The organism is Mangrovicoccus algicola, assembly GCF_014903745.1.
GTDB classification, from domain to species: Bacteria; Pseudomonadota; Alphaproteobacteria; order Rhodobacterales; family Rhodobacteraceae; genus Mangrovicoccus; species Mangrovicoccus algicola.
On record NZ_JACVXA010000016.1, the window covers coordinates 22281 to 34525 of the forward strand.

Below are 12245 nucleotides of genomic sequence, written 5' to 3' on the forward strand. Positions count from 1 at the left end.
CGGACAGGTTTGCGGCGCTGCCAAGCTTGCCTTGTGATCATGCTGCCGCCTGAAGGTCAGGGCCCTGATGGGCCTCGACCGGTGTTCTGCCTCCGAGCGCCGAATGCGGGCGCTCGGTGTTGTAGAGTGAGGCATCGAACGCGATCCGTCCGAGAGAGATGCCGAACGATCCACCTGCCGATGCCTGCCCGGGCTGCTGACCCGGACTCGCAGGCCCGGAGGTAGACGCTCGTATTTCAGAGAGCGCCATAGCCGCTCGATCATGACGTTGTCCATCCAGCGCCCTCGATCGTCCATGGAGACCTTCACCTTCGCATCCAGCAAGGGCTGCGTGAAGCGCGGGCTGGTGAACTGGCTGCCCTGGTCCGCATTGAAGATCTCGGGCCGTCCGTGAAGCCGAAAGGCATCCTCCAGCACTTCGATGCAGAATTCGGTGTCCATCGTGTTTGAGAGCCGCCAAGACAGCACCCGGCGCGTCGCCCAGTCCATGATCGCCACGAGGTAGAGGAATGAGCCATCGAGGCGCCACCGGTCCGAGCCCGATGGCGAATGCGCCGCATTGGGATGTAGGTGATGTCCGCGCACCAGACCTGGTTCGGGCGCTCGATCACCAAGTCCCTGAGTAGATATGGATACTTGCGGTTCTCCGGATGGGGCGCCGTCGTGCGTGGGCGCTGATAGACAGCGCGCAGGCCCATCCTCGCCATCAGCCGCCGGACACGCTTGCGCCCGGCGCAGTAGCCCTGGTTGCGCAGGTGCCGCGCCATCTGCCGGCTGCCGTAGAACGGTGTCTCCATGAACTGCGCGTCCCTCTCGGGATCATGCTGCGCATGACCCTGCCGGGCAATGGATCAGCTTCATGAGCGCCAGGTTCAGCGGTGTCTCGGTCCTGGCTGGCCCGTACCACGCCGATCGGCTGATCCCGATCAACGCGCATTGCCTCGTGATCGACAGCACCGGCTGCCTCGGCTCGATCATCTCTCGCCTCCGCGACACGCTCACCGGCCGTTCGCGGGCTCTCTCGGACGGATCGCGTTCGCCCGCTCACCTATCGCTAAAAAATCCCGTTCCACCACGAGCTGGCCGATCTTCGCGTGCGTTCGCCTGCTCCGCTCGGACCGGTGGCGCGGGCAGGCTCACTCTCGATTTCGCCCTCCTTCTCGGCCGACTTCGCCTCGGCCTTGCCGGAGAAGATCCCGGACATGCCCTCGAGCGCCTGCCGCTTCCAGGTGTTGATGAGGGTCTGATGAACGCCGTGCTTTGCCACCAGTTCGGCGACCGTCAGCTCACCTCGGATAGCCTCAAGCGCCACCTTCGCCTTGAACTCGGCGCCGTAATTCTTTCGTTTGCCAGCCACGCCGTTCTTCCTCGTCATCGTTGGCGGCAAGATTAGCAAAGTGTCCGATTTTCGGGGACCACTTCATTCCTGCCGGTCGTGTGAGACGCGGCATCCGTCGACAAGGGCGGATATTGTTGAAGAAGTCGCGCGGAAAGCACGGTTTTCCATGCCGCCGGTTGCGGGTTGCGCCGATTGGCTCGGGCCATTGCCCGAGATGTCGCCTGAATGCGGCGAACTGGCTTCTCAACTCATGCCGCGGCCTCCGAGATGGCGCACTGAGGACGGAGCTTCGCGAGTTTCCTGAGGTTCTGGGCGATGGCGGCGAGAAGGAATTCGTCCTTTGCCCCGTCGGGGCCACGCAGGCGCAGCCGGGTCAGGCCGAGGATGCGCTTCAGGTGTCCTGCACTCCCACCGCAGTGTCTAGCTTCATATTTTCGACTGCGCATCCCGGAAAGAACCCCATTTCTATTTTCGAGCTGAAATCTGCAATGCATGCAGTGCAGATATCGCGTGGAAAAAAAACGCGTTTTCATGCTTCTACCGCGTTGAAAAAATACTGCTATTTCTGTTGGTTGGCTGGGGTCGACGGGGGCCCTACAGACGTTCTTAACCTGTCCCGATATTTTCAGCGCCTTTTGCGCTCTTGAACCGAAGGCAAGCAATCCAAGCTGGAAATCTCACGGCCGCCGCCCTTCCTGAGGCCCCGGGGAGGCCCTGGGGGGCGGTCCACAGTGCGTTACGGCATGCCTCGGCTACCCCCCATGCTTAGACACGCGCTTTGCTGCCCAGAACGCGCTTACAGAGCCTCAGGGCAATTCCGCGATCGCATGCATCGATCCGTTTCCGGAAATTACCCTCGGAAAGTTCGCGGCGCCGTTCTGGTTCACCTGTTACCAAGTGTTCGCACCTGTTACCAAAAGTGCGCAAGTGCGAACATTTGGTAACAGGTGCGAACATTGAGCGTGACCAGCTCCCCATAGAGTCTGCGGTTATTAGTTCGCTCCGTTCAGGGTTTGGTCCTCTACTGACCGTTGGTGGTACTCCCACGGGGTGAGCCCGTCGAGGCTCGTGTGGCACAGGTGGCGGCGAACACGGCTCGCCGGTGCGCGCCATGACGCCTCCGCGTTGCGCGCCCGCGTTGGCAGTGCGCGCGTCCGCCTCCGTGCGGCGCCAGCCAGCCTCCGCGCGGCGACAGGCCGCCGCCCCAGTGGGCCGGAATGAGCTGGGTGGAGGCGCTTGGGATGCTAAGGGCGAACGGCAGGTTCCGTCCCTGGCGTCGCACGGTCTCATTCGATGAGCTATCGGCGGAAGCGCCAAGGTTCCGCGCTGCCGCAAGGCTGCTGAGAGCCCCTTCCCGGGCGTTCGTGCGACTTGCAGCATTGGTCGAGGAGGGCTTATTTCGTTGAAAAACTCGTGCTTGATTGAAGGCGCCTCGGCTGATTCAATTCCTGCAATGGATGGGAGGATTGGCGATGATGGGACCGCGGCAAGAGGCGCAACCGGCGCTGTTCTACGAGTTTTCGCTCGAGGATCATGTCCCGCAGAACCACCTGTTGTGCTCCATCGACCGGTTCGTCGACCTGACCGGGATCCGCGCCAACCTTGCAGAGTTCTACAGCCACACAGGGCGTCCGTCGGTCGATCCCGAGCTCCTCATTCGGATGCTTCTTGTGGGATATTGCTTCGTCATCCGGTCGGAGCGTCGGCTCTGCGAGGAGGTGCATTTGAACCTGGCGTATCGCTGGTTCTGCCGCCTCGATCTGAGCGACCGCGTCCCGGACCACTCGACCTTTTCCAAGAACCGGCATGGACGATTCCGCGACAGCGAACTGCTGCGCCACCTGTTTGAGACGACCGTCGCGCGGTGCATCGAGGAGGGCTTGGTAAGCGGCCAAAGGATGGCCGTCGATGCCAGTCTGATCAAGGCGGATGCCAACAAGCAGAATTCGACGCCAAAGGAGGAATGGGACGCGATGCAGATCGATCCTGCCGACGCGCCCCGCGCCGTTCGCGAGTATCTGGATGCCCTGGATGAGGCCGCGTTTGGTGCGGCCAGCGAGGTTCAGCCCAAGTTCACCTCGCATTCCGACCCTGCCAGCCAGTGGACGGCGGCGCGCAAGGGTCCGGCATTCTTCAGCTATTCCGACAACTACCTGATCGATACGGACCATGGCGTCATCGTGGACGTGGAAGCGACGCGGTCCATCCGGCAGGCTGAAGTGGGCTCGACCAGAACCATGCTCAAGCGTGTGAAGGCCAGGTTTGACCTCCACCCAGAGCGGCTCATCGCAGACACAGCCTACGGCACTGCGCCGATGCTGGGTTGGCTGGTCGACCGCAAGATCGCGCCCCACATTCCAGTATTCGACAAGTCAGGGCGCAATGACGGGACCTGGACCCGGACCGACTTCGAGTGGGGTGCGGAGAACGACCAATACATCTGCCCCGAGGGGCACGAGCTGAAGCAATTCCGCCGGAACTATTCCGACCCGAACCGGGGGCCGACAGGCAAGGGAACAGCGCGCTATCGGGCGCTGAAAGAGGTCTGCCAAGCCTGTCCATCCAAGGCAAAGTGCTGCCCGAACGCGGATGCCCGCAAGATCACCCGGGAGGAACATGAAGATGCCCGCCAGGTCGCGCGGGATATCGCGAAGACCGAGCAATACGTCATCTCGATGAGGCTGAGGAAGAAGGTCGAGATGCTCTTCGCCCACCTCAAACGGATCCTTGGCCTGAACCGGCTCCGATTGCGAGGACCCTGCGGTGCGAATGACGAATTCCTCCTCGCCGCAGCCGCCCAGAACCTCCGGAAACTGGCCAAGATCTTTCCTGCGCCGCAGCAACCGCGAAAAGCCTGACAGAAAAGGCCCGCGCGTCCCATTCTGGGGGCAACATTCTGCGCCAGCGAACGGGTGTTTTTCCACGGAATCGGCGGAGAGCAGGCATTCGCTGCGCCAAGCCTGAGCGACCGCACCGCGGACTTTGCAGACATTCGCTAAATCTCACACCGAGGTCCGTTTGGACCGCATAAACATGTAAATGCCGGGTCTCTACCTGGCGTTTGCCTGAGCTCATGTCACTGCGAAGACGATGGATATCGGAGCTGGTCCTGGGTCCCGCTCACTCCGGATCGGCCGCGGTCGGATCGAGCGGAACGCCATCGGCTGCGCCGAGGTAGCCGAACTCTGAAATCGGGCGCAATTCTCCGTTCTGTTCACCCCATAGAACCGTGGCACGATGATTGCGCACCTCGTGCATCACAGCGTCATAGGTCAGCACCAGACGGGATGAGCGATCCACGGTGCCCGTCACGTGCCACTGGCTGACCACCAAGGAAAATTGACCCAGATGGTCATGGTATGCGGACTGAATGCGCGCTTCGGTCATTGTCAGGGCTAGCGGCGCAGCATCGCGCGTCACGGAAAGATGGCGCTCGAGATAGCGCGCCAACGCCGCCGCCAGCTCTTGCGGCAACGGCTGGCTTGGCGGCAGCGCCTCCAAAGCAGAAAGCTCGGGGGCCGCGATGATCAGGTCTTCCGCCGGGAACTGGACCGTCAGCTCCAAAGAGGATCCCTGCTCACGCAGCAGAAGGACGCTGCCGGGCAAGGCATGTGCAAGAACAGAAGCTGCACAGCCGACAAGGGCCCCTAACGCAAGAAGGCCAGACCGCCAGATCATTCCGTCTGCCCGCCGTAGTCGTCGATCAGATCGCGCCAGACCGAATGCGGGTGGTTCCCCACCTTGTCGGTGGACTTGTTCGATTGAAGCGAGAACTCGATCCAGAGCGACGGCCCATGCACCCGGACGTAATCATCCTCCGCGCTCAGTTGCGGCGTGCCGGAATAACCGAGGTAAGTCTCGGGCAATTCGGATGTGTATCTTTCCATGTAGGCAGCGGCCTCGGTGTCGGAAATGTCACCGACATAGGTCTCGATCGCGGCCAGGAGCAGGGCGGTCTGATCCTCGCCCAATTCGGAGACCGGCAGGCCCTCGAAGCTGTCCGGGATCGCGTCATCGGCCTGCGGCCCGGCGAGGATGTCGCGATAGGTTCCGTCCAGTTCGGCGACTGCGCGTTGATCCTCCGACAGTGCGCTGAGCAGCGTGGCAAAGGCGTCACGTTCCTGCGTCAGGGGCTGGTTCACCCGGCCGTTCATTTCGAAATAGGGGAAAGGTTCGACGCCCCGGAAGGACGGCGTGGCCCCTGCCAGTTTTCCATCGACATAGGTATTGGCAAAGGCCATGTGGTGCCCGCCATAATAGAGCTCCCATACGCCGGTCGGCCCGGGCGTGCCCAGGAAGGCGAACTTGGTGTTGTAGGAGGAGTACCCGGCCTTGTAGTCGGTGCTGACGGTGTTGATGTAATCATCGGCGTTGAGTGTCTGGATCATCTCGTCCCAGCCCTCATCGATTTCACCGCTCGTCGCTTCCATCATGATCGCCTTGACGAGCCCGCGCTGTTTGGTGTTCAGCTCGCCCAGCAGAACACCCGGACGCCTGGGGAAGGCTCCCGCAGGCAGGTTGCTCCAGTATTCCGCCTCGGTGCGGGAATACTCCATTTGCAGCTGTTCGAGGACATCCTCCGGCACGTCGGCCTTCAGCAGATCAATCAGGCAAAGCATCCGGTCATAGTCCGGCGTGTCTCCGCATTCGGCAGCGCTGTCGGGGATCGGCACTGTCTCCATCAAGGTGCTGGTGTCGCCCATGCGCGCCTGAAGCGCTTCGCTCAGCGCCTGATCCTCCTCCGACATCGGCGGTGGACCGCCGTCACCGGGCGGCGGGCCCTCGTGACCTTGAGCAAAGACCGGTGAAACCAGAAGAGCGGCCAGCGCAGCCAAGCCGACAAGTTCAAAACGATGAGACATTGGCGATCCATTTGTGGAGTCACTGCATCCAGCCCTCAGGATCGGGGGAACCAAGAAAAAAAGCAAGGTGATGCCCGGCAGACGACCAAGCACACCACAAGCCTCCCGATCCGGCTCTGATTGGCATGAAACGGCAAAAGATCATCGTCCCTCGGGCCATCGAAGCCGCCGTTCGCTCGCGGCACAGCATTCGCCAGGTTGGGCTCGAAGCCGACCCTGGCTGCAAGCGTCCTGAATGTCCCCGGAGGGCCGACCGTTACCGGCCGGCCCGACTTCCTAGAGTTCGAGCTCTTCCGAGATGGCGAGCGGATCTTTGATGCTGGACCTCAAGGTGGCGCACAATCCCCTCCATCTTCGTGTAGTCGAGCACCGCTGACCCCGGCATCCTTGATCTACTAGAACGGCCTTTGGAAAGGTGCAGGAGCCGGGGGGGGGGGGGGCGATAAGGGTGATCAAGCTGTCGGCACGGTTCCGCCATCGATCACGTATTCGGTGCCTGTTATGGTCCCCGCGCGGTCCGACGCGAGGAAGGCGACCAGGTTCGCGATTTCGCCAGGTTTTGACGGACGCCCGATCGGCACCCCGCCCAGCGAGTTCATGATCATGCGCTTGCCCGCCTCTACGTCGACCCTGTGTTCCGCCGCGAGGCGTTTGGCCAGCTCGACCGAGGACTCCGTCTCGATCCAGCCCGGAGAGACGCGGACAACCCGCACACCCTTTGGCGAGACCTGCTTCGACAGGCTCTTGCTGTAGGTGGACAGGGCCGCCTTGGCGGCGGCATAGGCAGTTGTCGCCTCTGGCAGAGGCAATTCGCGCTGGATGGATGTGACATGGATCACGACGCCGCTGCCCCGCGCCTCCATCTCGGGAACCAGTGCGCGGTCGAGACGGACCGCCGGCATCAGGTTCAGGTCAAGCTCATGCCGCCATTCGTCGTCGCCGAGCGCCCTGTAGCCGCCCGCGGGCGCCGAGGAGCCGCCTAGCATGTGAACGATGATGTCGACGCCACCCAGCCTCTCGCGCACGGCCTGGGCCACCTGGGCGCAGCCCTCGGCCCGGGTCAGGTCCGCCGCCACGAACCGGTCTTCCGGCATCTCCGGCGGCCTTGTGCGCGCAGTTGTCAGAACATCGGCGCCAAGCTCTTTGAACAGGGCCACGGTCGCGCCTCCGGCACCGCGCGTGCCGGAGGTGACGAGGGCCCGTTTTCCCTTAAGGGTCAGAAAGGGGCTCATGGCACGATTTCCAATTCGGCGACCTTGTCCCCGCGAAGGACGAAGAAATAGCGCAGGTCGACCGGGCTTCCTGGGAAATTGCCGACAAGATGGCTGGTGACGATGATGCGCTGGCCGTCTCCCGTGACGTCGAACGGCTCTACCGTGTAGGTGTATTGCGTGGAGGCATTGTCCATCCACCGCCGGATCGCGTCGCGCCCCGTGTAGGTATTGCCTTCATCGATGACGGTGGCGTCCTGCGTGAAGCCCTCGGCGATCGCCTGCACGTCGCCCTGCTTGTCGGCCGAGAAATAGGCCTCGATTGCGTCTGGCAGTTCGATACTCATGGCGGGTCTCCTGTCTGAATAGGGGGCAAGGGGCGCTGCCGATCTCGACGCTCGACCTCTTGGTCCGCATCGGGTCCGGCGCCCTGTGCATGAAGTTAGGGCTTTGACACTCTGCGGATAAGCGGGATTAATCCGGATGTTGAATTTGGATTTTCGGGATAATGGCGACCTACAAGCTGGCCGATTTCGACGCGGTTCTGGCGATTGCCCGCAGGGGATCGTTCCGGGCGGCCGCGCTGGACGTTGGGATGTCGACAAGCGCGCTCAGCAGCGCGGTCGCGAAGCTCGAGGAGCAACTTGGCGTGCGGCTCTTCAATCGCACGACCCGCAGCGTGTCGCTGACCGCTGCCGGACATCGCTTCGTCGAGCAGGTCAGCCCGGCGCTCAAGGACATTCATGGCGCGATCGACACGGTCCGGTCACAGCAGGAGACCCCCACCGGCATTCTGCGCATCAACACCTTCGCCACGGCGGGCCGCGAGATCCTGGCGCCGCTCGTCCTCGAATGCCTGCGGCGCTTCCCGGGGGTGCAGATCGACCTGGTGACCGAAGGCAACCTCGTCGACATCGTGGCGGATGGTTTCGATTTCGGGGTGCGCAGCCAGACCCTTGTGCCGAGCGACATGATCGCCATCCCGCTCGGGCCCGCACGGCGCTACGCGGTCGTCGCGAACCCCGCCTATTTCGAAAGCCGGGAGCCGCCCAAGGTGCCTTCCGACCTGATGGCGCATGCCTGCATTCGCACGCGCCTGCCGAATGGCGCGCTTTTTCGCTGGCAGTTCGAAGCCGAGGGGCAGCCGATTCACGTCAATGTCGAGGGCCCGATCACGCTGGACGAAGCCAGCCTCGCGCGCATTGCCGTGCTTGATGGTCTCGGTATCGGCTTCTTCATGGAGGCGGACGTGCGAGAGGATATCGATGCGGGGCGGCTGGTGCGTGTTCTCGACGCCTGGACGCCGCCGCTGGCGCCGCTTTGCCTATACTATCCCAGCCGGCGCAATCCGCCGGCAGCCGTCAAGGTCTTCATCGATCTCGCACGGGAACTCGCGCGATCCTCGAGGCCGGGTTGAAGGCGTCGTGCTCATCCCGTCGCAAAAGCATGCAGTGGGAGTCCTACATCAGCGCAGCGAACGATTGAGTGGCCTCCACCGCTGACCTTCGCGCATCCGGTTGTGCAGCGCAATGTGCCGAAAGGCTGGTCCGGGGTAGCTGCGTTGCAGCGATGATCACCCGGCGAATGTCGCCTGTGGGCCGATGCTGTTCTGCACCCGTCCGGCAGGGCTGAGCGGCCGTCAGCTTCCGTGCCGCAGACGACAGGGTGTCGCCCTGTGAATGATCGCCGCCTCGCCCAAACTTCTGCACTGCCGCATGGGGATCAGCGCCACTCAGAGGATCAGCGGAGAGGCCGCGCGGGAGGCGGGGTTGGGGCGGGCTATTGAGGCCGAGGATCTGGCCCTGAGATCGGCTAAGGTCCCGTAGCGTCCGTGTCGACAACCGCGATGCCCTGGCAGGCGCCGAGGGCCCTATCGGGCGGTTTCGCGCCAGGCGCGCACATGGTCGATCATGGCGCGCAGTTTCGGCGGCTGGTTCCGCCGCCCCGGGTAGAAGAGGTAGAAGCCGGTGAATGGCGGCAGGTAGGCGTCCAGGAGCGACACGAGCGCGCCGGTCTCGAGCCAGGGGCGGAACGTGTCCTCGATCCCGAAGGTGATCCCGCCTCCCGCCAGTGCCGTGCGCACCATCAGCTGCATGTCATTGGTGGTCAGATGCGTCGGCACCTCGACATCGAAGGCACGGCCCTTCTCCTCGAACTCCCAGCGATAGGGCGCGACCCCGGGATCGGCCCGCCAGCCGATGCAGCGATGCGCGATCAGGTCGCGAGGATGCCCGGGCCGCCCGGCCTGCGCCAGATAGGCCGGGCTGGCCACGCAGACCTGCCGCTGCGGCCCGGTCAGAGGCAGCGCGATCATGTCCTGCGCGATGACCTCGCCCAGCCGCACCCCCGCGTCGAACCCGCCCGCCACGATGTCGGCCTCGTCATCGGTCACCGTCACGTCGAGCGAGATCCCCGGATGGGCGGCGATGAACTCGGCGACAAGCGGGCCCGACAGGAACCGCTCGGCGATCGAGGTCACGGCCAGCCGCAGCCGGCCCTTCGGCTGGTCGGACAGCGTCTCCAGCGCCGCCGCGATCTCGGCCAGCGGTCCGGTCACGGCCGCATGCAGCGCCTGGCCCGCCTCGGTCGGACGCACGCTGCGCGTGGTGCGCAGGAACAGCGCCGCGCCTTGCGCATCCTCCAGCCGCCGGATCCCCTGGCTCACGGCCGAGCGCGTCACGCCCAGCCGGTCGGCGGCGGCGCGGAAGCTTCCGGTTTCGGCCACGGCCACGAACATCCGCAGGAGGTTCAGGTCTTCCATTGGTTAGCCATGCTTGACAGCCCCGTCATCATCCGACGGATACCGTCGCCAATGCCCGCTGTCTAGATTTGCTCCGTCAATCAAGGAGAGACAGATGGACAAGGTCATCCTGATCACCGGCGCCTCGAGCGGCATCGGCGAAGGCATCGCCCGCGAACTGGCCCGCACGGGGGCGAAACTGATGCTGGGCGCCCGCCGCACCGACCGGCTGGAGCGGCTGACGCGCGAGATGGGCGGCAACGTGCGGTTCCGCGCGCTGGATGTCACCAGCGCCGGTGAGGTCATGGCCTTCGCCGAGGCGGCCCGCGCCGCATGGGGCCATGTCGATGCGATCGTCAACAATGCCGGCGTCATGCCGCTCTCGCCGATGGCGGCAATGAGGACCGAGGAATGGGAGCGCATGGTCGATGTCAACATCAAGGGCGTGCTGAACGGCATCGCTGCCGTGCTGCCGCAGATGGCGGCGCGCGGATCGGGCCATGTCATCAACATCGGATCGGTGGGCGCGCTGTCGGTGGTGCCGACGGCGGCGGTCTATTGCGCCACGAAATACGCGGTGCGGGCGATCTCGGACGGGCTGCGCCAGGAACATGCTGACCTGCGCGTCACCTGCATCCATCCCGGCGTGGTCGAAAGCGAGCTTGCCGACACGATCACCGATCCGGTGGCGTCCGAGGCGATGAAGCGCTACCGCGCCATCGCCCTGACCCCGGACGCGATCGGCCGCGCCGTGCGCTTCGCGCTGGAGCAGCCCGGGGATGTCGACGTGAACGAGATCGTCCTGCGCCCGACCCGCATCCCGGCCGGTGCCGCATGAGGCGCAGGGCCCTTGCCGCGGCGATCCTCGCCGCGGCGCTCCCCCTATCCGCGCAGGAGGCTCCGATGCCCGGTCACAGGCCCGCCCATCCCTATGTCGGACTCCGGGTCACGCAGGATGGCCGTGTCCGCCACGAGCTGCTGCCGAACGGGCGCTATGTCGAGGCGCGCGGCCCGCGCGAGCGCGCCTATCTCGGCCGCTACGAGGTGACGGGCGATCATATCGACGACCGGGACGACACCGGCTTCACTGCCGATGGCGATTTCGTCGACGGGGTGCTCCATCACGGCGGCATGATCCTTTACCGCCGCTGAGCCTGGCGCTGGAACGGCACGTGCTCGAAACGCTCCCGGCCTCCGCGGGGCATGCAGCCGTGATCGCCGCAAAACATGCGGGGTTCGATGATCGATATCCAGCGGCAGGAGGACTGGCCTGGATTTGCCTGGTCGGGCCGCCGAGATCTCCGACAAGCCGGGCCAGGGTCCCCGACCGTGTGCGGCAGTGCGCGGCGATCAAACGCTTTCTCGACAGGGTCGAGGGCAATCTGACCTCCGGCAAAGGGGCGACGCTTGCCAGTGTCCCGACCGACACGGCGCTGCGGGACACCATCGGTCCTGTCAGCCTTTGCTGCCGGTTCGCGCCAGCGTGCGATAGACGGTCGGGCGCGGGACCGAGAACAGCTCGGTCAGGTCCGACACCGAATAATCTCCCGTGTCATGCATCCGCGCCAGTTCCGCCGCCTGCCGGTCCGACAGCTTCGGTGTCTTGCCGCGCAGCTTGCCCCTGGCGCGGGCAATGGCCATGCCCTCCCGCGTGCGCATCCGGATCAGGTCGGATTCGAACTCCGCGAAGGTCGCCAGGATGTTGAAGAACATCTTGCCCATCGGATCGGCCGGGTCGTAGACCGCCTGCCCCAGGGCCAGCCTGATGCCGCGCGCCGCCAGCCCGTCGGCGATGTCGCGGGCATCCGGCACCGATCGGGCCAGCCGGTCGAGCTTCGGCACGACGAGGGTGTCGCCCTCGCGCAGCGCCGCCAGGGCTTCGGCCAGCCCGGGCCGGTGGCGGTCCCGCCCGGTCAACCCGTGATCGGTGTAAATCCGCTCCGCGACGACGCCGAGCGCCAGGAGCGCCGCACGCTGCGCCGCAAGATCCTGGCGGTCCGTCGAGCAGCGCGCATAGCCGATCCTGAGACGGGCCGCAGATGTGTGACGCATGAGGCCTCTCTACCGAGAAAGACATCGTACCAGTCCATTGA

The 12245-nt window shown here is 64.5% G+C and carries 10 protein-coding genes and 3 pseudogenes; 4 read left to right on the forward strand and 9 right to left on the reverse strand.

What is annotated here, in order from left to right:
• Positions 1-37 precede the first annotated feature (37 nt).
• From ICN82_RS07835 to ICN82_RS21705, 3 pseudogenes are all read right to left on the reverse strand, one after another.
• Positions 38-1357: pseudogene (locus ICN82_RS07835) on the reverse strand (IS3 family transposase).
• Positions 1358-1587: 230 nt separating this feature from the next.
• Positions 1588-1737, reverse strand: a pseudogene (locus ICN82_RS07840) (IS5/IS1182 family transposase); the annotation flags it as partial.
• A gap of 594 nt (positions 1738-2331) precedes the next feature.
• Positions 2332-2457 (reverse strand): annotated as a pseudogene (locus tag ICN82_RS21705) (IS3 family transposase); the annotation flags it as partial.
• Between the two features lie 354 nt (positions 2458-2811).
• On the opposite strand from ICN82_RS21705, the gene ICN82_RS07845 reads away from it, so the two are divergent.
• Entirely contained in the window at positions 2812-4197 is a 1386-nt protein-coding gene (locus ICN82_RS07845; RefSeq protein WP_193181531.1) for an IS1182 family transposase, read from the forward strand.
• A gap of 262 nt (positions 4198-4459) precedes the next feature.
• Here the strand turns inward: ICN82_RS07845 and ICN82_RS07850 are convergent, their stop codons facing one another.
• From ICN82_RS07850 to ICN82_RS07865, 4 genes are all read right to left on the reverse strand, one after another.
• Entirely contained in the window at positions 4460-5017 is a 558-nt protein-coding gene (locus tag ICN82_RS07850) for a hypothetical protein (RefSeq protein WP_193181482.1), read from the reverse strand.
• A complete protein-coding gene (locus tag ICN82_RS07855; protein WP_226898361.1) occupies positions 5014-6201 on the reverse strand; it encodes a DUF3500 domain-containing protein in 1188 nt (395 codons plus the stop codon). Before ICN82_RS07855 ends, ICN82_RS07850 begins: the two co-directional genes overlap by 4 nt.
• A 452-nt stretch (positions 6202-6653) precedes the next feature.
• Positions 6654-7433 carry an SDR family oxidoreductase gene (locus tag ICN82_RS07860; RefSeq protein WP_193181483.1) on the reverse strand — a complete coding sequence of 260 codons (780 nt, stop codon included), beginning with the start codon at positions 7431-7433 and terminating at the stop codon, positions 6654-6656.
• Positions 7430-7759 carry a nuclear transport factor 2 family protein gene (locus tag ICN82_RS07865; RefSeq protein ID WP_193181484.1) on the reverse strand — a complete coding sequence of 110 codons (330 nt, stop codon included), beginning with the start codon at positions 7757-7759 and terminating at the stop codon, positions 7430-7432. The genes ICN82_RS07860 and ICN82_RS07865 overlap by 4 nt, the downstream gene beginning before the upstream one ends.
• Positions 7760-7920: 161 nt before the next feature.
• Between ICN82_RS07865 and ICN82_RS07870 the strand changes: the two genes are divergently transcribed.
• Positions 7921-8829: a LysR family transcriptional regulator gene (locus ICN82_RS07870; RefSeq protein ID WP_193181485.1), complete on the forward strand. Its 909-nt coding sequence runs from the start codon at positions 7921-7923 to the stop codon at positions 8827-8829.
• A 453-nt stretch (positions 8830-9282) separates the two neighbouring features.
• Here ICN82_RS07870 and ICN82_RS07875 read toward each other — a convergent pair whose 3' ends face one another.
• Positions 9283-10173 carry a LysR family transcriptional regulator gene (locus ICN82_RS07875; protein WP_193181487.1) on the reverse strand — a complete coding sequence of 297 codons (891 nt, stop codon included), beginning with the start codon at positions 10171-10173 and terminating at the stop codon, positions 9283-9285.
• A 94-nt stretch (positions 10174-10267) separates the two neighbouring features.
• Between ICN82_RS07875 and ICN82_RS07880 the strand changes: the two genes are divergently transcribed.
• Both ICN82_RS07880 and ICN82_RS07885 read left to right on the forward strand, forming a co-directional pair.
• On the forward strand, positions 10268-10990 hold the full coding sequence (locus tag ICN82_RS07880) for an SDR family oxidoreductase (RefSeq protein WP_193181489.1): 723 nt from the start codon (positions 10268-10270) through the stop codon (positions 10988-10990).
• Between the two features lie 65 nt (positions 10991-11055).
• Entirely contained in the window at positions 11056-11304 is a 249-nt protein-coding gene (locus ICN82_RS07885) for an Atu4866 domain-containing protein (RefSeq protein ID WP_226898362.1), read from the forward strand.
• A gap of 303 nt (positions 11305-11607) precedes the next feature.
• On the opposite strand, the gene ICN82_RS07890 is transcribed toward ICN82_RS07885, so the two are convergent.
• Positions 11608-12204, reverse strand: coding sequence for a recombinase family protein (locus tag ICN82_RS07890; RefSeq protein WP_193181493.1), 597 nt, complete (start codon positions 12202-12204; stop codon positions 11608-11610).
• Positions 12205-12245: the final 41 nt, after the last annotated feature.

What these genes read in the sequence shown, in the direction of transcription:
- ICN82_RS07845 (WP_193181531.1), top strand. Translation starts at nt 2,812, where the DNA reads ATGATGGGACCGCGGCAAGAGGCGCAACCGGCGCTGTTCTACGAGTTT.
- ICN82_RS07850 (WP_193181482.1), bottom strand. Translation starts at nt 5,017, where the DNA reads ATGATCTGGCGGTCTGGCCTTCTTGCGTTAGGGGCCCTTGTCGGCTGT.
- ICN82_RS07855 (WP_226898361.1), bottom strand. Translation starts at nt 6,201, where the DNA reads ATGTCTCATCGTTTTGAACTTGTCGGCTTGGCTGCGCTGGCCGCTCTT.
- ICN82_RS07860 (WP_193181483.1), bottom strand. Translation starts at nt 7,433, where the DNA reads ATGAGCCCCTTTCTGACCCTTAAGGGAAAACGGGCCCTCGTCACCTCC.
- ICN82_RS07865 (WP_193181484.1), bottom strand. Translation starts at nt 7,759, where the DNA reads ATGAGTATCGAACTGCCAGACGCAATCGAGGCCTATTTCTCGGCCGAC.
- ICN82_RS07870 (WP_193181485.1), top strand. Translation starts at nt 7,921, where the DNA reads ATGGCGACCTACAAGCTGGCCGATTTCGACGCGGTTCTGGCGATTGCC.
- ICN82_RS07875 (WP_193181487.1), bottom strand. Translation starts at nt 10,173, where the DNA reads ATGGAAGACCTGAACCTCCTGCGGATGTTCGTGGCCGTGGCCGAAACC.
- ICN82_RS07880 (WP_193181489.1), top strand. Translation starts at nt 10,268, where the DNA reads ATGGACAAGGTCATCCTGATCACCGGCGCCTCGAGCGGCATCGGCGAA.
- ICN82_RS07885 (WP_226898362.1), top strand. Translation starts at nt 11,056, where the DNA reads ATGCCCGGTCACAGGCCCGCCCATCCCTATGTCGGACTCCGGGTCACG.
- ICN82_RS07890 (WP_193181493.1), bottom strand. Translation starts at nt 12,204, where the DNA reads ATGCGTCACACATCTGCGGCCCGTCTCAGGATCGGCTATGCGCGCTGC.